Source organism: Ruegeria sp. R13_0 (assembly GCF_017743995.1).
GTDB lineage: Bacteria > Pseudomonadota > Alphaproteobacteria > Rhodobacterales > Rhodobacteraceae > Ruegeria.
Genome location: NZ_JAGHRB010000011.1, coordinates 115,474 through 133,935 on the forward strand (window position 1 = coordinate 115,474; position 18,462 = coordinate 133,935).

At 57.1% G+C, this 18,462-nt stretch carries 20 protein-coding genes; 9 read left to right on the plus strand and 11 right to left on the minus strand.

All coding sequences use genetic code 11. From position 1 onward, the window contains the following. Positions 1 to 67 precede the first annotated feature (67 nt). Positions 68 to 949 carry a LysR family transcriptional regulator gene (locus tag J7394_RS15620; RefSeq protein ID WP_209254424.1) on the minus strand — a complete coding sequence of 294 codons (882 nt, stop codon included), beginning with the start codon at positions 947 to 949 and terminating at the stop codon, positions 68 to 70. Between the two features lie 159 nt (positions 950 to 1,108). Between J7394_RS15620 and J7394_RS15625 the strand changes: the two genes are divergently transcribed. After that, entirely contained in the window at positions 1,109 to 1,465 is a 357-nt protein-coding gene (locus tag J7394_RS15625; RefSeq protein ID WP_209254269.1) for a nuclear transport factor 2 family protein, read from the plus strand. 22 nt (positions 1,466 to 1,487) lie between these two features. Here J7394_RS15625 and ychF read toward each other — a convergent pair whose 3' ends face one another. Next, entirely contained in the window at positions 1,488 to 2,585 is a 1,098-nt protein-coding gene (gene ychF, locus J7394_RS15630) for a redox-regulated ATPase YchF (protein WP_209254271.1), read from the minus strand. A gap of 199 nt (positions 2,586 to 2,784) precedes the next feature. Between ychF and J7394_RS15635 the strand changes: the two genes are divergently transcribed. From J7394_RS15635 to J7394_RS15665, 7 genes are all read left to right on the plus strand, one after another. Continuing rightward, positions 2,785 to 3,273 (plus strand): acyloxyacyl hydrolase, encoded by a 489-nt coding sequence (locus J7394_RS15635; protein WP_209254273.1) that lies wholly within the window; start codon positions 2,785 to 2,787, stop codon positions 3,271 to 3,273. 79 nt (positions 3,274 to 3,352) lie between these two features. Beyond that, the gene (trpA, locus tag J7394_RS15640) at positions 3,353 to 4,144 is read left to right on the plus strand and encodes a tryptophan synthase subunit alpha (protein ID WP_209254275.1); all 792 of its coding nucleotides are present in this window, start codon (positions 3,353 to 3,355) and stop codon (positions 4,142 to 4,144) included. A 134-nt stretch (positions 4,145 to 4,278) separates the two neighbouring features. Next, positions 4,279 to 5,445 carry an alpha-hydroxy acid oxidase gene (locus tag J7394_RS15645; protein WP_209254277.1) on the plus strand — a complete coding sequence of 389 codons (1,167 nt, stop codon included), beginning with the start codon at positions 4,279 to 4,281 and terminating at the stop codon, positions 5,443 to 5,445. Between the two features lie 234 nt (positions 5,446 to 5,679). Then, a complete protein-coding gene (locus J7394_RS15650) occupies positions 5,680 to 6,333 on the plus strand; it encodes a 50S ribosomal protein L25/general stress protein Ctc (protein ID WP_209254279.1) in 654 nt (217 codons plus the stop codon). Positions 6,334 to 6,470: 137 nt separating this feature from the next. Next, on the plus strand, positions 6,471 to 7,154 hold the full coding sequence (gene pth / locus J7394_RS15655) for an aminoacyl-tRNA hydrolase (RefSeq protein ID WP_209254281.1): 684 nt from the start codon (positions 6,471 to 6,473) through the stop codon (positions 7,152 to 7,154). Positions 7,155 to 7,235: 81 nt separating this feature from the next. Beyond that, positions 7,236 to 8,399 carry a serine hydrolase gene (locus tag J7394_RS15660; RefSeq protein WP_209254283.1) on the plus strand — a complete coding sequence of 388 codons (1,164 nt, stop codon included), beginning with the start codon at positions 7,236 to 7,238 and terminating at the stop codon, positions 8,397 to 8,399. Between the two features lie 10 nt (positions 8,400 to 8,409). After that, a complete protein-coding gene (locus J7394_RS15665) occupies positions 8,410 to 8,787 on the plus strand; it encodes a DUF2237 family protein (protein WP_209254285.1) in 378 nt (125 codons plus the stop codon). A gap of 137 nt (positions 8,788 to 8,924) precedes the next feature. Here J7394_RS15665 and trpB read toward each other — a convergent pair whose 3' ends face one another. From trpB to J7394_RS15710, 9 genes are all read right to left on the minus strand, one after another. Further along, entirely contained in the window at positions 8,925 to 10,172 is a 1,248-nt protein-coding gene (gene trpB / locus J7394_RS15670; protein ID WP_170377715.1) for a tryptophan synthase subunit beta, read from the minus strand. Positions 10,173 to 10,240: 68 nt separating this feature from the next. Beyond that, on the minus strand, positions 10,241 to 10,576 hold the full coding sequence (locus tag J7394_RS15675) for a hypothetical protein (protein WP_209254288.1): 336 nt from the start codon (positions 10,574 to 10,576) through the stop codon (positions 10,241 to 10,243). A gap of 46 nt (positions 10,577 to 10,622) precedes the next feature. After that, on the minus strand, positions 10,623 to 11,264 hold the full coding sequence (locus J7394_RS15680) for a phosphoribosylanthranilate isomerase (protein ID WP_209254290.1): 642 nt from the start codon (positions 11,262 to 11,264) through the stop codon (positions 10,623 to 10,625). 9 nt (positions 11,265 to 11,273) lie between these two features. Next, positions 11,274 to 11,624: a lipopolysaccharide assembly protein LapA domain-containing protein gene (locus J7394_RS15685; RefSeq protein WP_170489348.1), complete on the minus strand. Its 351-nt coding sequence runs from the start codon at positions 11,622 to 11,624 to the stop codon at positions 11,274 to 11,276. A gap of 7 nt (positions 11,625 to 11,631) precedes the next feature. Continuing rightward, a complete protein-coding gene (gene ihfB, locus J7394_RS15690) occupies positions 11,632 to 11,916 on the minus strand; it encodes an integration host factor subunit beta (RefSeq protein WP_008758048.1) in 285 nt (94 codons plus the stop codon). A gap of 269 nt (positions 11,917 to 12,185) precedes the next feature. Further along, on the minus strand, positions 12,186 to 13,862 hold the full coding sequence (rpsA, locus tag J7394_RS15695; protein WP_170377709.1) for a 30S ribosomal protein S1: 1,677 nt from the start codon (positions 13,860 to 13,862) through the stop codon (positions 12,186 to 12,188). Between the two features lie 230 nt (positions 13,863 to 14,092). Next, positions 14,093 to 14,989: a hypothetical protein gene (locus J7394_RS15700; protein ID WP_209254292.1), complete on the minus strand. Its 897-nt coding sequence runs from the start codon at positions 14,987 to 14,989 to the stop codon at positions 14,093 to 14,095. A 287-nt stretch (positions 14,990 to 15,276) separates the two neighbouring features. Then, positions 15,277 to 16,962: a tryptophan halogenase family protein gene (locus tag J7394_RS15705; RefSeq protein WP_209254294.1), complete on the minus strand. Its 1,686-nt coding sequence runs from the start codon at positions 16,960 to 16,962 to the stop codon at positions 15,277 to 15,279. A gap of 263 nt (positions 16,963 to 17,225) precedes the next feature. Beyond that, positions 17,226 to 17,762 (minus strand): hypothetical protein, encoded by a 537-nt coding sequence (locus J7394_RS15710; protein WP_209254296.1) that lies wholly within the window; start codon positions 17,760 to 17,762, stop codon positions 17,226 to 17,228. Positions 17,763 to 17,980: 218 nt separating this feature from the next. On the opposite strand from J7394_RS15710, the gene J7394_RS15715 reads away from it, so the two are divergent. After that, positions 17,981 to 18,457: a YHS domain-containing (seleno)protein gene (locus J7394_RS15715; protein WP_209254298.1), complete on the plus strand. Its 477-nt coding sequence runs from the start codon at positions 17,981 to 17,983 to the stop codon at positions 18,455 to 18,457. Positions 18,458 to 18,462 lie beyond the last annotated feature (5 nt).

The window sequence follows — 18,462 nt, forward strand, 5'->3', positions numbered from 1 at the left end:
CTCCGTGTCTCATCAGAGGAGGATATCGTCAAATCGTCTTACACAATCGCACGATAACGACACCTTATCACCGCAAAGACGTCACAACCGCCCTCAGGGCCTCGACCGTTGGCAATTCCGGATCTCGGGTCAGGGTCGCCAGACAGATCGGTTTGCTGACCACAGGGTCAACCAAGGGCAGCACTTTGGTCCCCTTCAGATCGCCCAGAGATCGCAGCAGAACACGTGGAACCACAGTGGCCGCCAACCCTTCACGCGCCATCACCATCGATGCGGTAAAGCCACTAGTTTCGGCCACCACATCCGGGTGCAGCCCCTGATCCAGAAAGATCCGATCCAGAATACGCCGGTTTTGCATCTGCGGCACCAGCAGGCTGAGGGGGAAATCAGCGACCTTGGCCCAAGGGATCGGACCGGTATCCTCGACCATATGCGCAGGGGCGAGGAGGACATAGGTTTCTTCGTAGAGAGGCTGCACCTGCCGCAGATCGGTGCCGATACTGTCGCCGTAAGTCACGCCCGCATCCAGGCTGCCTTCGTCCAACCGATGCTGAATGGCCGAGGCCGACATGGTCTCGATCCGGGTCACGATCCGCGGATGCGCCTTACGCAAATGTTTCGTCAGTCGTCCGGTAAAGGCGATGGCGGTAGGGATCACGCCCAGCATCAACGTTCCGGTGATCTCACCCTTTGCGGCCTGCACCTGCTGCTCCAGCGCCTTGGCATCATCGAGAATGCGCCGCGCCCGTAGGACGATCATCTCACCCTCTTCGGTCAGACCCTGAAACCGGTTGGCGCGCCGAACAATCGAAACGCCTAACCGGTCTTCAAGATTGCGGATGCGCATCGAGAAGGCGGGCTGAGAAATCCCGCATTCCTCAGCCGCTTTGGCAAAATGTCGATGCCGTGCGAGGGCGCTGAGGAGTTGGAGGTCTCGGATTTCGATCATGCGCTGGTCGTCCACTTTGAGGCTCAAGGTCGCTCAACCCGTTGTAGCCTAAAGAAAGAGCGCCGTCTGCTCGTCCGTCGATGGGACGGAATTGCGTTGTTGTCGCGCAGGTTCACGGAGACTTATATTGAAAAGGATTGCAAATTGGCGAGGTTCAAAATGGAAGCCAAAGACCATTTTCAACAGGTGTTTGACGGATACGTTCAAAGTTACCGGTCGAAGGATGCAGCAGGATGTGCGTCGTACTTTACGGACAATGCGGAACTCTATTCGCCTTATGGCCCGGCAGCCATTGGTCGGCCGGCAATCGAGACGACGCATAAGGAGTGGGTTGAAGAAGAAGGCGAGGACAAAGCAATCGAGGTCTTGCACGCGGATGCTGAAGGCCGCTTTGGCTGGTGTCTCGCTCGCTTTAGTGAAGGAAGTGCCGCCAGCGGCACATCCCTAAACGTTTTGTATCAACAGGCAGATGGCAAGTGGTTGATCGCCCAGTGCAGCTTGAACGAAGCGCTTTGAAAACCTACCGTGACCTAGTGACTCACGTGTTGAAAAGGAAGTGCATGACATCGCCGTCCTTGACGATGTAGCCCTTGCCCTCAGCCCGCATCTTGCCTGCCTCTTTTGCGCCCTGCTCGCCATTGGCAGCAATGTAGTCGTCATAGGCGATGGTCTCGGCGCGGATGAAGCCCTTTTCGAAATCCCCATGGATCACACCAGCGGCCTGCGGTGCGGCGGTGCCGGTGCGGATGGTCCAGGCGCGGGCCTCTTTTGGGCCGACGGTGAAATAGGTCTCCAGCTTGAGCAGATCGTAACCGGCGCGGATCAGACGGTCGAGGCCGGGTTCTTCCAGACCCATTTCGCTTAAGAACATCTCAGCCTCGTCCTCTTCCAGCAGGCTGATCTCTTCTTCGATCTTGGCGCTGATGATGACGTGGGAATTGCCCTGCGCCGCGGCCATTTCGGCCACCTTGGCGGAGTACTCGTTGCCCTCAGCCGCTTCTTCCTCGGACACGTTGCAGACGTAAAGCACAGGCTTTGTTGTCAGAAGCTGTAGCATCTTCCAGGCCTTGGCGTCTTCGTCCGAGACCTCAACCAGACGCGCGGGCTTGCCGTTCTCCAGCATTTCCTGCGCAGTGGCCAGCAGGCGGTCCTGCTGTTGCGCCTCTTTGTCGTTACCTTTCAACTTGCGCACCAGATTGGCGCGGCGCTTTTCGATGCTTTCCAGATCGGCCAGCATCAGTTCGGTCTCGATCGTGTCGGCATCGGCAACCGGGTCAACGCGACCATCCACATGGGTCACATCGCCGTCTTCGAAACAGCGCAGCACATGGGCGATAGCGTCAGTCTCGCGGATATTGGCCAGAAACTGGTTGCCCAGCCCTTCACCTTTCGAGGCCCCCTTCACCAGACCGGCGATATCCACAAAGGTCATCCGCGTCGGGATGATTTGCTTCGAGGCCGCAATCGCCGCCAGTTTGTCCAAGCGGTCATCAGGGACAGCCACGTCGCCCACATTGGGCTCGATGGTGCAGAACGGGAAATTCGCGGCCTGAGCGGCTGCGGTTTTGGTCAGCGCGTTGAAGAGGGTCGACTTGCCCACATTCGGCAAACCCACGATTCCCATTTTAAAGCCCATGACGGTCTCCTGATGCTTTTCGCGGCTGCTTCTAGGCGGGTCAGGGTGAATGCGCAAGCCAATGTGGGTGAAGGGCACCTTTCGCCCTCACGCTGTGTTCACAATTTTGTTCCCCCATCGTGTCCTCAGGTGCATTGAAAAGAGGCCTCTGGAATAAACACCTGAAAAGGAACATCAAAGACCAAGCGGAAATGCTCCCATGAAGAAAATCCTCGCTCTATCGGCTGCTCTGGCCTTAAGCGCCGGAATGGCGCATGCCCAATCCATTATTCTTGGGGCTGGATTCGCAGACTTCTCGGACAGCGATGCGGATGATCATGCATTGATCGCGCTGGAGTATCAGCACCGCCCGTTTCATCAGGCCACCCGGTTTAGCGTTGGGTGGGGGGCAGCCCTGTCGATCGACGAAGCGGGCGATACCCATATCGGCGCGGGTCTGGTTGGTCTCTATTCTCTGAACGACCGCTGGTTTCTGGAAGGCAGCGTTATGCCCGGCTACTTTTCCGAAGCCGATGAGCTGAACGATCTGGGCGGCAGCTTTCAGATCCGAAGTCTTCTTGGGGTAGGTTACACGCTGGACAACGGCAACAAGGTGTCGCTGGCCATCACCCACAAATCCAACGCCAGCACGCAAGAGGATAATCCGGGCGTCAACGCCCTGCTTTTCCGCTATCACTTCGCGTTCTGAGAGTTTGCGGCCGCGGCGGGATTGATTTTCGGCAAAACTTTCTGCACATCAGGTCCGAACCTGACTGCAAGGACATGCCATGACCCGTATCGACGCCAAGTTTGCCGCTCTGAAAGCCGAGGGGAAAAAGGCCTTTGTCGCCTATGTGATGGCAGGCGACCCAGACTATGAAACCTCGCTTGAGGTTGTCAAAGGGCTGCCGGGTGCGGGCGTGGACGTGATTGAGCTTGGCCTGCCCTTTACCGACCCGATGGCGGATGGACCGACGATCCAGCTTGCAGGTCAGCGCGCCTTGGATGGCGGTATGACTCTGCAGCGCACGCTGGATCTGGCGCGCACGTTCCGGGAAACCGATGACACGACGCCGATTGTCCTGATGGGCTACTACAATCCGATCTACAACCGCGGCGTCGAAACGTTTCTGGAAGATGCCAAAGCTGCAGGCATAGACGGGCTGATCGTCGTCGACCTGCCCCCGGAAGAAGACGAGGAGCTTTGCCTGCCAGCCCAAGCCGCCGGTCTGAACTTCATCCGCCTCGCGACACCAACCACCGACGACAAACGCCTGCCGCGCGTGCTGCAGAACACCTCGGGCTTTGTTTACTACGTCTCGATCACCGGAATCACCGGAGCGGCTGAGGCGCAGGCCACCAATGTTGGCCCCGAGGTTGCCCGGATCAAATCTGCTACCGATCTGCCTGTCATTGTCGGCTTTGGCATCAACACACCCGAGAAATCGCAAGCCATCGCCTCGGTCGCGGATGGCGCGGTTGTTGGCTCGGCTATCGTCAGCCAGATCGGCGCGGGCAAGCCAGTGGCCGAGGTGCTGGATTTCGTGAAGTCCCTCGCGGATGGTGCACATTCCGCATAAGCCCTGACGATCAGGTTGCTTTTGAGACGCGGCTGACCTGGAACAGCCGCGTTTTTTTGATCTCGCGATAGCGTTGCGAAACAGCCCTCTGGCCGGTTACACAGTTCGGGACAACTCAAGGAAGGTTCCCGAACATGCCCGTGATTACGACGATTGAAGACCTGCGCCGGATCTACGAACGCCGTGTGCCGCGCATGTTCTATGACTATGCGGAAAGCGGTAGCTGGACCGAGCAAACCTTCCGCGAAAACAGTTCGGATTTCGAGAAAATCCGCCTGCGCCAAAGGGTGGCCGTAGATATGGCAGGCCGGTCGACCGCGTCGCAGATGATTGGAGAAGACGTGGCGCTTCCGGTTGCGCTTGCCCCTGTCGGCTTGACCGGCATGCAACACGCGGACGGGGAAATGAAGGCCGCCAAGGCAGCCGAGGAATTCGGCGTTCCTTTCACTCTTTCCACAATGTCGATCAACTCAATCGAAGATGTAGCGGAATACACTACCAAGCCGTTCTGGTTCCAGCTCTACACAATGAAGGACGAAGACTATGTCAGCCGCCTGATCCAGCGGGCCAAGGATGCCAAATGCTCCGCACTGGTGATTACGCTGGATCTGCAGATTCTGGGTCAACGCCACAAAGACCTGAAGAACGGCCTTTCAGCCCCGCCGAAACTCACACCCAAAACCATCGCCAACCTGATGACAAAATGGTCGTGGGGAATCGAGATGCTGCAAGCCAAACGGCGTGAGTTTGGCAACATCGTCGGCCATGTCGAAGGTATCTCCGACGCCTCATCCTTAGGCGCGTGGACGGCTGAGCAATTCGACCCCAGCCTCGACTGGAAAAAGGTCGAAAAGTTGATGGAGCAATGGGGCGGCAAAGTGATTCTGAAAGGCATACTCGACGCCGAAGACGCCAAGATGGCCGCCAAACTCGGCGCGGACGCCATCATTGTGTCGAATCACGGGGGCCGCCAATTGGACGGTGCGCTGAGTTCAATCCGCATGCTGCCCGAGATCATGGACGCTGTCGGCGGCGATGTCGAAGTGCACCTGGACAGCGGCATCCGTTCAGGTCAGGACGTCCTCAAGGCTTTGGCACTGGGGGCAAAGGGCACCTATATCGGCCGCGCTTTCGTCTATGGGCTAGGCGCGATGGGTCAATCCGGCGTGACGACCGCCTTGGACGTCATTCAGAAGGAGCTTGATACCACGATGGCCCTGTGCGGCGAGCGCAATGTCGCAGATCTGGGTCGCCATAACCTGCTTGTGCCCGATGATTTCGGCGGGCGCTGGCAAAGCTGAGCCGTCCAGGGGGCGCTGCCCCCGCCGCCCCTGAAGGGGCGACTCCCCCGAGGTATTTTTGAACAGAAGAAGCAACGGGGGCTTCGCATCTTCTTCTGTTTGAAAATACCTCGGAGCGCGAGGCAGAGCCTCGCAAAATACTGCTTTCCAAACCGTAAGAAACAAGCTAAGGACGCGGCTTCACGCGGGCATACAGCCTTGGAGGATGCCCGCCCTAACATTGGAGAATATATCATGGCTGGAGAGATTCCTGATCTCGTAGCTCTGGAACGGACGGGGACAGGCAAGGGCGCCGCTCGTCAGACCCGCCGCGAAGGCATGGTTCCGGGCGTTGTGTTTGGTGGCGACAAAGATCCGCTGGCGATCAAAATCCCGTTCAACGAACTGTTCAAGCGCCTGAAAGCAGGCCGGTTCAAGTCGACCCTGTGGAACCTGAAGGTTGAGGGCCACGAGGACGTCCGCGTCATCTGCCGCGACGTTCAGCGTGACGTCGTCAAAGACCTGCCGACCCACCTGGACCTGATGCGCCTGCGTCGGACCACCAAGATCGCGCTGTTCATCCCGGTTGAGTTCGTCAACGAAGAAGCGGCCCCCGGCATCAAGAAGGGCGGCGTTCTGACTGTTGTCCGCCCTGAGGTCGAACTGGTCTGCACCGCCGGTGATATCCCTGAGAAGATCACCATCGACCTGACCGGTCTGAACATCAACGACGTTGTCACCATCTCGTCGGTCGACCTGCCTGCCGGTACCAAGCCAACCATCGACCGTGACTTCGTGATCGCCAACATCTCGGCTCCGACCGGTCTGTCGGCCAGCGACGACGAAGACGGCGAAGAAGTGGCCGCAGACGAAGTTGAAGTCGTCGGCCAGGAAGAAGCTGAAGAATAAATCCGAACTCGAATTGTCGGATTGTGAAGCGGGGCCTAATATCGGGCCCCGTTTTCTTTTGGCACCGGGCTGGAAAACGGATGCCATTTCATGCCATCACCCCTCTGCGCTGAAGGCATGCGAAAGAGGATTGAGGCATGAAGCTATTTGTCGGATTGGGGAACCCGGGATCGAAATATGCCCGCAACCGGCACAATATCGGCTTCATGGCGCTTGACCGGATTGCCGATGATCACGGTTTCTCCCCTTGGAAATCCAAGTTTCAGGCCGAGATTGCTGAAGGGCGTCTTGGGCACGAAAAGGTGCTTCTGATCAAGCCGCAGACTTACATGAATCGCTCGGGTCAATCCGTGGGCGAGGCGATGCGGTTCTACAAGCTCGACTCAACCGACGTGACCGTTTTCCATGACGAGTTGGACCTTGCGCCCGGCAAGGTGCGGGTCAAGGCGGGCGGTGGTCATGCCGGGCACAACGGGCTGCGATCCATTCATGAACATATCAGCCCGGCCTATGATCGGGTGCGTTTGGGCATCGGGCATCCCGGACGGAAAGAGATGGTCTCGCCCTATGTTCTGGGTGATTTTGCCAAAGCCGATGGGGACTGGCTGGAGGACGTGTTGCGCGGCGTTGCAGATGGCGCGGGCCATCTTGCGGATGGTGACGGCGGCAAGTTCATGAATGCGGTGGCTTTGCATACTGCGCCGCCCCGCTCTTCCACCTCGCCAAAGCCCGAAAAATCGGCCCCAAAACCCGAGGCGAAGCCTGTGCCCGAAGACGATAACCGCTCGGCCATGCAAAAGCTGTTGGACAAGTTCAAATAGCCTGCGCCCTTGGTGCCGTAAGGTCTTGATTGCGGAATGCGGCGTCTCGCGCTCCTATACCAACGGAGAGGGAGGCATTTCATGAAAGCTCTGTTCAAATGGGTGTTGCGGATTACTCTGGCACTGGTGCTGGCCGCAGTGGTTGTCGGCGTCTGGAAACGCGAAGAAATTCAGCGCCTCTTGGCCGTGAACTCTTTGTTTTCCGAAGAGAAGATCGTCCAGAATTTCTCTCATATGGATGAGGCTTTCCTGACCGCCAATCTGCCCCGAGGCAATGGCCCAACGTGGGAGCTGCCCTACGGCCCCGGCTTTGACCTTCCCGAAGGGACCGATGACTGGATCGAGGATCGCGCGGTGACCTCGCTTCTGGTGATGCAGGACGGTCAGATCAGGTTCGAAGAATATTATCTGGGGACAGGTCCCGACGACCGCCGGATCTCCTGGTCGGTCGCCAAAAGCTATCTTTCGGCGCTTCTGGGGATTCTGCTGGACGAAGGCGCGATCACATCGCTGGACGACCCGGTGGTGAAATACGCGCCCTACCTGACCGACAGTGCCTATGAGACAGCCTCGATCCGCAATGTGCTGAACATGGCCAGCGGGGTAGTCTTTGATGAGGACTATTTTGACCCGAACTCCGACATCAATCGGATGGGCCGCGTTTTGGCGCTCGGCGGTGAGTTGGATGATTTTACCATAGCGCTAAAGGACAGCTTCGCCGAACCCGGAGAGCGCTGGCAATATGTGTCGATCGACACCCATGTCATCGGCATGGTGATCCGGGGGGCCACCGGGCGCAGCGTCACGGAGCTGATGACCGAGAAGATCGTCCAGCCCTTGGGGCTGGAACGTGACGGTTACTATGTCACCGACGGGGCTGGCGTGGCTTTTGTACTGGGTGGTCTGAACTTCACCACGCGCGACTTCGCGCGGTTCGGCCAGGTGATCCTGCAAGGCGGAGAGCATGACGGCGAGCAGCTGGTGCCCGCGGAATGGATCAAGGAATCGACCTGGCCCAGCGCCCCAACCGAGCCGGGAAAAATCGGTTACGGCTATCAGTGGTGGATTCCCGTTGGCGCGCATGAAGGAGAATTTCTAGCCCGCGGGGTCTATGGGCAATATATGTATTTCGACCAGCCTCGTGGCGTTCTGATCATGACAACCGGCGCGGATCGCAAATTCCGTGATCCAGGCGTCAACGAACAGAATGTCGAAATGTTCCGCAGTATTGCGCAAAGCCTGTAAGGTGAGCCTTATGGAGAAAGAAGACAGCATCAATGTTCTCGGCGGGGTTCTAGCCGATTGCTCGAAAGACCCGTTAACTGGGTTCTTCCGGGACGGCGCCTGCAACACCTGCATCGAGGATCAGGGCAGCCACACTGTCTGCGCCGTCATGACGGCTGAGTTTCTGGCTTATTCGAAATACGTTGGCAACGACCTCAGCACCCCTCGACCCGAGTTCAACTTTCCGGGCCTCAACCCCGGGGACAGCTGGTGTCTTTGCGCCGGTCGCTTCCTTCAGGCGCATGACGAAGGCTGTGCGCCCAAGGTCCATCTTGAGGCCACGCATCAGCGCGCACTTGAGATCGTGCCGCTGGACATCCTGCGTCAACACGCAGCGCGCGCCAATTAAGGGCGGAAGGGGACCACGAAGACATCATACGAGCGGGATGGCACCGCCGCAGATCGAGCGGTTCAAAACCGTCCTGCAAGAGGGCTAAAGAAAAACCGGCCCCTTCTCGGGGCCGGTTCCATTCTGTTGATCGAAGACTAGTCTGCCGTGCGGCCTTCGGTGTCCGACATGTCGAAGTTCAGGTATTTGGCGACGGTCTGCACATCCTTGTCGCCACGTCCGCACATATTCATGCAGATCAGGTGATCCTTCGGCAGATCCGGTGCGATCTTCATCACATGGGCCAGCGCGTGGCTGGGCTCCAGCGCCGGGATGATGCCTTCGGTGGCACAGCAGAGCTGGAACGCCTCAAGGGCTTCTTTGTCGGTAATGGCGACATAGTTCGCGCGACCGATATCGTTCAACCATGAATGCTCGGGCCCGATGCCCGGATAATCCAGACCGGCCGAGATCGAATAGCCTTCTAGGATCTGGCCGTCATCGTCCTGCAACAGATAGGTCCGGTTGCCATGCAGCACGCCCGGACGACCACCAGTCAATGAGGCGCAATGCTCCATCTTCTCGTTCACGCCTTTGCCACCGGCTTCGACGCCGATGATGTTGACCTCTTTGTCGTCGAGGAACGGGTAGAACAGGCCCATCGCGTTCGAGCCTCCGCCGATGGCAGCGATGATCGTGTCGGGCAGACGGCCTTCGGCCTTCATCATCTGCTCTTTGGCTTCCTTGCCAATGATCGACTGGAAGTCGCGAACCATAGCCGGGTACGGGTGCGGACCGGCCACTGTGCCGATGCAGTAGAACGTATCGCGCACATTCGTCACCCAGTCGCGCAGCGCGTCGTTCATCGCGTCCTTCAGCGTCCCACGGCCTGAGGTCACCGGAATCACCTCGGCCCCCAGCAGACGCATGCGGAATACGTTGGGCGCCTGGCGCTGCACGTCATGAGCACCCATGTAGACGATACATTTCAGGCCAAACTTGGCGCAGACGGTGGCCGTGGCCACACCATGCTGCCCTGCCCCGGTTTCCGCGATGATCCGGGTCTTGCCCATGCGGCGCGCCAGAATGATCTGGCCCAGCACGTTGTTGATCTTATGCGCGCCCGTGTGGTTCAGCTCATCACGTTTGAGGTAAATCTTCGCCCCACCCAGATGCTCGGTAAGGCGCTCGGCGTAGTACAGAGGCGACGGGCGGCCCACATAGTTTGCCCACAGATCGTCCATCTCGGCCCAGAACGTCGGATCATCCTTGGCTTTGTCATATTCCTCTTCCAGCGACAGGATCAGCGGCATCAGCGTCTCGCTGACAAAACGCCCGCCGAAAATGCCAAAACGCCCCTGTTCGTCAGGGCCGGACATGAAGGAATTGAAAAGATCGTTGGCCATGGAAGTCTCCCGCGTCGTATCCGTTGTTCATAGGAGGTAGCGGCAGGTTTTGCCATGGGCAAAACGCCTCATTCAGCAGCCAGGGTATGATGCCGCCAAAGTTCAAGCGCTTGCTCAGTCGTTGGGACCCCTATGCAAGGGAAATGGTGGAACTGGTTCACATCCGCCAAGCGGTTCGCCTCCTGCATCAGGCGACGGTATGGGCCTGATTGGGCGAAGGTCAGCATCGCCTCGATATCGTGCCAAACGCTAAGCGAGAAATAGAGACCGTCTTGACGGAAAGTTGCCGCGTGCAAGCATAGCGGATCGCCCCGCGCTTGCCGCAAGGCCTGCCCTGCTCGCCAGAAAAATTCTGGCGCGTTGTACCAGTGTTTCAGAGAAACGCCGCCTATGGCCGCCAGCATGTTTGTACCCCTCCGTCGAGAGATACGGCTCGTATGCGAGATCAGATCACCGCGTCGCGTCGATAAATGCCTTCATCAGGGCGCCATCTTTCACCCCCGGCGCGCTTTCAACGCCGGATGCGACATCAACCTGACGCGCGCCGGTCATGCGGATCGCCTCGGCCACGTTGTCGGGGGTCAGGCCACCGGCCAGCATCCACGGCTTGCGCCAATATTTGCGACCCGCCAGCAGACGCCAGTCAAAAGCCAAGCCATTGCCTCCGGGCAGAACAGCATTCTTTGGCGGCTTGGCGTCGATCAATAGCTGATCCGCCACGTCACTGAACGCATCAATGGTAGCCAGGTCAGCCTCATCGGCCACCCCGATCACCTTCATCACCGGCAAGCCATACCGGTCCTTGATTTGTTGCACGCGCTCGATCGACTCGCCCCCATGCAGCTGCAGGATATCGAACGGAGCGTTCTGCGTGATGTCGTCCAGTACCTCATCCGAGGCATCCACCACCAAGGCCACCTTGGCCACGCCCGCCGGCACATGGGTCGCCAACTCGGCGGCCTGCTGGGACGAGACATAGCGGGGGGATTTGGCGAAAAAGTTGAACCCCAGATACCGTGCGCCTGCATCAACAGCAGTGCGCACGTGATCAGGGGCGGTCAAACCGCAGATTTTGACAGACACATCAGGCATTGCTTTGACTCAGCTTGCCTCATCCAGAATGGCGAGAACCTCGTCCTTGCCTTCATTCTGCTTCTTCTTGAGCTTCTTGACCTCGCGCTCAAGCTTGCGCACTTCGCCTTTTTTGACGGTCGCATCACGGCGATGCTTATGCTCGCGCATCCATTCCCACAAGAACCCGATGACCAGACCGGCCACAACGCCGCCCAGCACCACCAGAAACAGCGGTAGCGAGGTAGACAGGTTGAAACCCAGCAGCTCGGCCAGAGGGTCGGGCATCAGCTTGAGTTCAACGGATTCCACATTGGCAAGGGAGACCGAGATCAGGATGATCCCCAGCGCCCCCAGAAAAGCATATCGAATGTAGCGCATCATAAGGTCAGGCTTTACCGTTCAATCGGTCCCTAAGCAACTTACCCGTCTTGAAAAACGGCACACATTTTTCTTCGACCTGCACAGTTTCGCCAGTGCGCGGGTTGCGACCCACACGGGCGTCGCGCTTTTTCACCGAGAACGCGCCAAATCCGCGCAGCTCGACCCGGTCGCCACGCGACATCGCGTCGGTGACTTCCTCGAAAACTGTATTCACAATCCGCTCGACATCGCGTTGATACAAATGCGGGTTTTCATCAGCAATTTTTTGAATCAATTCAGAACGGATCATGCGCGCTACCCTCCCAGGCGACCGGTTTACCATCTCTAGTGTTCTGGACAGTATAGAAAAAAACCCGGTTCGGGGGAACGTAAACTCTGTGTGTAGAAGCTGCTATTTCGGGCAAACTCGCATGATTTTTAGCTTGAACACCCAAAATCCCGTTCATGCACATAGTATGTACATTTTAACGCCCAGTTTGGGAACTTGTTGATTCGCAACAAAAACGGCCCCGCACACATGTACGGGGCCGTTGATTTGTATCGGGTCAGAGACCGGGTTTAGTCGCCGGATTTCAGCGCTGCACCCAGGATATCGCCAAGCGATGCGCCCGAGTCGGAGGAACCGTACTGTTCCACGGCCTCTTTCTCTTCGGCGATCTCGCGTGCCTTGATCGACAGGCCCAGACGGCGGGTCTTGCTGTCGACATTGGTGACGCGGACGTCAACCTTGTCGCCAGTGTTAAAGCGCTCAGGACGCTGCTCGGCGCGGTCGCGGCTCAGGTCCGAACGACGGATGAACGACTTCATGCCTTCGTATTCGACCTCGATGCCGCCATCTTCGATCGCGGTGACTTCAACAGTGATGACCGAGCCACGCTTCACGCCGCCCACGGCTTCGGCGAACTTGTCACCGCCCAGGGCTTTGATCGACAGCGAAATACGCTCTTTCTCAACGTCAACTTCCGAGACGACGGCCGAAACCATGTCGCCTTTGCGGTAGTTTTGGATCGCATCCTCGCCGCGCTCGTCCCAGGACAGGTCGGACAGGTGAACCATGCCGTCGATGTCGCCTTCGAGGCCAATGAACAGACCGAATTCGGTGATGTTCTTGACTTCGCCTTCGACCTCGGTGCCCTCGGGGTGAGTTTCTGCAAACACTTCCCATGGGTTGCGCTGAGTCTGCTTCAGGCCCAGAGACACGCGACGCTTGGCGCCGTCGATTTCCAGAACCATGACGTCGACTTCCTGGCTAGTCGAAACGATCTTGCCGGGGTGGACGTTTTTCTTGGTCCAGGACATCTCGGACACGTGCACCAGACCTTCGACACCGGCTTCCAGCTCGACGAACGCGCCGTAGTCGGTGATGTTGGTGACGCGACCCTGATGGACCGAGCCCAGCGGGTATTTCGCAGCAACCAGATCCCACGGATCTTCCTGCAGCTGCTTCATGCCCAGGCTGATGCGGTGGGTCTCTTTGTTGATCTTGATGACCTGAACCTTGATGGTTTCGCCGATCGTCAGGATCTCGGACGGGTGGTTCACACGGCGCCATGCCATGTCGGTGACGTGCAGCAGGCCGTCAACACCGCCCAGGTCAACAAATGCACCGTACTCGGTGATGTTTTTGACAACACCCTCGACGGTCTGACCTTCGGACAGGTTGCCGATGACTTCGGCACGCTGTTCGGCACGCGATTCTTCCAGGATTGCGCGGCGCGACACAACGATGTTGCCACGGCGGCGGTCCATTTTCAGAATCTGAAACGGCTGCTTCAGACCCATCAGAGGGCCAGCGTCGCGCACGGGGCGGACATCAACCTGCGAGCCGGGCAAGAACGCAACTGCGCCACCCAGATCGACGGTGAAGCCACCTTTGACGCGACCGAAGATTGCACCTTCGACGCGCTGGTCGTCGGCATATGCTTTTTCCAGACGGTCCCATGCCTCTTCACGGCGGGCCATCTCGCGCGAGATGACAGCTTCGCCACGGGCGTTTTCTGCGGCGCGCAGGTAAACTTCAACCTCGTCGCCTACAGCAATTTCAGGGGCTTCGCCGGGATTTGCGAATTCTTTCAGATCAACGCGGCCTTCCATTTTGTAGCCTACGTCGATGATGGCTTGGCCGGCTTCGATCGCCAGAACCTTACCTTTGACAACAGAACCCTCTTCGGGTGTGTCCATTTCGAAGCTTTCGTTCAGGAGGGCTTCGAATTCCTCCATGGATGCGTTAGCCATGTGGCGTTGTTTTCCTTTACATACGTTTTTACTGGCCGAGCGGTTGTCTCCGCCGGTCTTGTTTGACGCCCATCTAAGATGGGACTAGTTGGTCTCGGTTACCGCAAAACAAAGAGGGTCGGTTGTTCCGACCCTGCTCGCTCTCTCTATTTTCCGGTGTTTTCACCTTGTGGACGCTGCGTCTATAGAGACTTCGTCCCAAACAGGCAAGGCCTCAAGCGATGTTCTGCCTACAGCGGAATTTGCAAACCGACAAAGACCGAGAATGCGTCCACGTCACTGTCCAGAGATCCTGTCTCACCAATCGATGCGCGCGTAACCGAGTTGTAGTTGGTCGTGTCCATAACGTTGAACAACTTGGTATAGGCAACACCAAACTCGAACGCGCCGCCCGCCAGGACCCGGTCGATCGGAACGGCAACACTCGCCGTCAGGTCCAACGAATAAACTGTCTGGCGATCGCTGCGCGAAAGGTCCCCCACTTCGGACGTCCAGACATCGTCGATATTAAGATCCCTATCCCCAGTGTATACGCCAGCAAAACCTTCGAAACGCAAAACGGTTGCGCCTGAAATAGCGAAATCCTTGCGCGCACCCAAGACGAGACCGACACCTGTGTAGTCCGTCTCTCGCCGCTGAGCAGACAATTCTCCGGGAAAGAACATCATTCCACGCGAAACGGAAGAAAAGTCGAGAACCCCCAATCCTCCCATAACCTCCACACCACTGGAAGGCAGTTCTCGGGTCGCCAAAACTCTTATTTGAGAAAAGCGAGTGGCATTTGCAGTTTCAGCACCTTCCATACAAAATTCATGAGACAATGAAATGACGTCTAAGGTACTGCACCGACCGCCGTCACTGTAGTTATCACTGTCAGTTATACGGTTGTATGAGAATGAAATCTCACCCCCGTATCCGCCCCACAAATCCTTCCTTGAAAGACCGACATAGCCGTAGATACCATCCCCATAGCCGGAATCTATCAGCGTTTGGTCCAATTCGTCATAGGCGTACGGGTAGTTCGAGCCAGAGGTACTGTACCCGCCTCGAAGCGTCAGCTTCGTCTCTGCCCAAGCGCTTGATGCAAGGACCAACGCGCCAAAGGCGCACAATAACAGCATTCTCATAACAACACACACTACCGACAACAGAAACACCGCTAGGTGTATATCAGTGGAATCAGCCTGGGCCGCGCGATAGTTCACATTTGGTTAACTAATGCTCAGCCGTGGTAGACGCGCAACACTGGCGACCGGGTCCCACAACCACTCAACGACACCCTTTTGGCGGACCGAAGGAACTTCATTCGTGCTTTTCTGCATAGTGGCCTCAACTCACGTTCCGGGCAAAAAAACGCATAATTTGGAGCAGGCTCCTGCCTTGGAACTGCCCCATCAATCGGTTCCGACATTCCCTAGAACAATTGCAGGTCCTTCGCACCGCTTTGGATTTCGGCCAGGTTCGGCATGTTCTGAACCACAACCGGAGCAGGTTTTGCGCCCGGCGTGGCCACAGTGGGCTTGACTGCTGCCCCCTTGCCAAAAGCTGGCTTCTTCAACTCACCCCGGATATCGCGCAGCAGTGTTTTGTGGTCCGGCATAGTGTTGATGACTTGCACCAAGTCTGCCTTGGCCTGCTTCATGCCTTTAAACCAGATCGGTTTTTTCAATGGACGCAGGCGATCTCGGATGCCTTCGCCATAGCCCGTGTCATAGACCTGTTTGCCCAAAAGCACTGTTTGGTAGACGCGATCATCGAACAGCGTTGCAAACTCGGTATCGTGATTCATAGGTAGACGGTACTGCCACAGCTCCAAATTCTCGGCCAAACGGTCGGGCACTTTCATCTGAGTCCGCGCATCTATCCAATAGGGATCATCAGTGCGGTTCCCCAACCGATAGTGCAGACAGATAAAGTTCAGTACCTCATCATAAAGCTTGTTCACTTGCCGATTATAACGATTCCGCAGAGCGGGCTCGATATCTCGGGTGGGTAGATGTTCGGCAAACCAGCGCACCGCGTTGTCGATCATGAGGATCGCGGTACTCTCGAGTGGTTCAATGAAACCGCTGGACAGGCCCACAGCCACACAATTCTTGACCCAGGCGTTTCGCGCGCGGCCAATGCGCATCGGAATTACGCGCGGTGTCAGACCCTTGCCACTGTCACCCAGCCATTCAAGATATTCATCTGCCGCCTGATCATCAGTACGATGCGCAGAAGAGTAAACATAACCCGTACCTACCCGATTGTAGAGCGGCACGCGCCACGTCCACCCCGCACCAAGCGCCGTCGACCGTGTCAGGCTTTCGATTTTTTCAGGGTCAGGGTGTTCGATTTGCAGCGCCATAGCGCGATCGTTGGGCAGATAATCTGAATAGTCCAAAAACGGCTCGCCAAGCGCCTGGTTGATGATCAGCCCGCGGAACCCGGTACAATCCACGACCAATTCGATATCATGACGGCCTTTGCGTTCCAACATCAAATGGCTGACATTGCCCTGCTCATCCAGCTCGACTGAACGCACCTCATCCTGGATATGCTCTACTCCGCGCTTGGTGCAAACCTTGCTCAGCATATCCGCGAATTTTACCGCATCTAGATGATAGGCGTAGCCAAAGCGCTGCTCAAATTCGGGCTGACCCAACTGACGCGCACCTTTGCAAAGGCGGCCAAGGTCATCATGAGGCGAGATCGATTGCGTAAAATCTCTGTCTCCGTTGCCAAAGCGCAAGAAATACTCAGCAGCATCCAAACCGTATAATGGCTGGCCGTGGGCAAACGGGTTCACATAGTCGATGCGATTTCCTTTTGCGTCCTTGTTCCAATTGCAAAACTTCACACCCAGTTTGAACGAAGCATTGGTTTCGCGGAAAAAGTCACGCTCGGATATGCCCGCCTCACGCAGCGTGCGCGGCATACGCGGTACAGTGGCCTCACCCACACCTACGGTCGAGATATTAGGACTTTCGATAAGGCATAGGCGCGGCCGATCTTTGGGTGCAGAACTCCGGGAAAACAACATATCCAAAAGCAGCGCGGTCATCCAGCCTGCTGTACCACCACCCACGATGGTGATCTTACTTATTCTATTATTCATTCTTATCTTGTCCCTGTTGGCTTAAGGAATTTTTTGGCCACTTCCCCCTTTTTCGGAGGTTTCCAGCAGCCTTCCCTTTTTTGCTTGTGAGGGGAGCATAACAGTTTTGTGACATCTGGCTAGAGTTCCATCAGACAGTCTTTTTTACTGTTACAAAACAAACCATTAGCGGCAATGAAACCACATTTCAGCGCAGCTTGAAAACGCCAGATACCATACCGATACCAAAACGTATCAAACTGATAGCCGAACACCTTCTGACGTCATATCTCCTCGCCTTTTTTTAAAAGGTCGTCGATCAGAGCACGCTGCAGATCACCACTGTCACCCCCTCCGAACTCAGCCGCTCCGCCCGAATAGAGAGTGCCATATGTGTTGGCGATGTTTACGGTTTGCGCCAGGCCCGAGATCAGCTGATCTTTTTTCAGCGGCGACAGAGGGTGGATGAACACGGCCCAAAGGGTTCCGTTAGCAATCGCATAGCGCGCGTCCAGCGTGCTGTCGAAATTGGCCTGCATCATCCGTTGCAGATCCTCCGCAGACAGATCTGCCGTGCTGCTGATGGGCACCATGGCGCGCATTCGATCGGCCACGACATCGGTGATCACCAGAACCGGCACATCCGCAATGGTGATCTGGAACCCTGGCCCGCTGGGCTGCGTTTCCGGATCCAACGCAAAAAGGATCCTGCCCAACCGCTCATACGTCATCGGAGGTTCGCCCTCAGGCACGGGCGGTTCGGCCTGTTGCGCGCTCACGCTGCCGGCGATGAGGAACAAAATCACAGCTAGTCGGATCATGAGGCCACTCCCAAAGTTGCCCCCTACCTTAGAAAGCAACCGGGTCACTGGCCAAACAAAGCTGTGTGAAGTGATTTTGCGTGTAATCCGATTGTTTGAACGATCTGCACGGTTTCATGGCCTATCTGCGATTACACGTACAAAACTCCTGTCCTAACTTTGTCACATCGGCCGAGGGGATACCTCAGCCCGGATCTGAAAATGAAAGGATGACCCAAATGAAATCGCTCGTCTTTACTGCTTTTGCTGCTGCGCTTGCCCTGTCTGCCCCGGCCTTTGCTGCGGATGAAATCAATGTCTCCAAAGGCATCTCGGCGGCTGGCGCGCCGCTTGCCGCGCATGGGGTTGATCTGGTCGCACTGGTCAACAGCGGCAACCCGGTCGAGGGTTTTGCCACCCACTCAGCCACCTATGATGGCGCGTCCTACTACTTTACCACCGCCGAAAACCGCGAGGCGTTTGAGGCGAACCCGGCGGCCTACCTGCCCCAGCACGGCGGCTTCTGCTCATTCGGTGTCTCGGTTGGCAAGAAGTTCGACGGCGACCCGGATCAGTACCTGATCGCGGACGGCAAATTGTTCCTGTTCCTGAACGCCGAAACCCGCGCCGCCTTCCTGAAAGACGTGGTTGGCACTGCCAAAACCGCTGATGACCAGTGGGCAAACATCAAGAGCATCGCCGTCGGCGAACTCTGATCCGC